Below are 406 nucleotides of genomic sequence, written 5' to 3'. Positions count from 1 at the left end.
TGTGCTCGAGCGAATGGCGGGGAAGGCATCATTCGAACGTGTGTTCCCATTAGAACGTACGGCACCGACAGAAATCAATCGACCGGAGCCGATAGGCTCGCCCAGGATCGCAGTGGTACTCGAGAGAGCCGGAGAAGAACGTGACACGTTGGGCTTCGTTCGTCGTTTCCCGCAAACGATGGGTACTCGCCGTCGCCGTCGTCGTCGTGGCGCTCGGCGGCATATGGGGTATCGGGGTGTTCGACAGGCTCAGCGACGGCGGCTACATCGATCCCAGCAGCGAAGCGGCCGAGGTATCCGCACTCGTCGCGAACCTCGGACAACAGACTTCGGACATCGTGGCCATTTACACAGCGCCCGAAGGCAAGACGATCGACGACATCGGCCCCGACGTCACCGCGGTGCT

Annotated in this window: 1 pseudogene; it reads left to right on the top strand. The window is 61.6% G+C overall.

The features are described from left to right. Nucleotides 1–140 precede the first annotated feature (140 nt). A pseudogene (locus A2J03_RS26995) lies at nt 141–406 on the top strand (MMPL family transporter); the annotation flags it as partial.

The sequence above is a fragment of the Rhodococcus sp. EPR-157 genome (genome assembly GCF_001647195.1).
Classification (GTDB): domain Bacteria; phylum Actinomycetota; class Actinomycetes; order Mycobacteriales; family Mycobacteriaceae; genus Rhodococcoides.
Note: the sequence above shows the minus strand (reverse complement) of the source record. Positions and strands in the feature narration are given on the sequence as shown.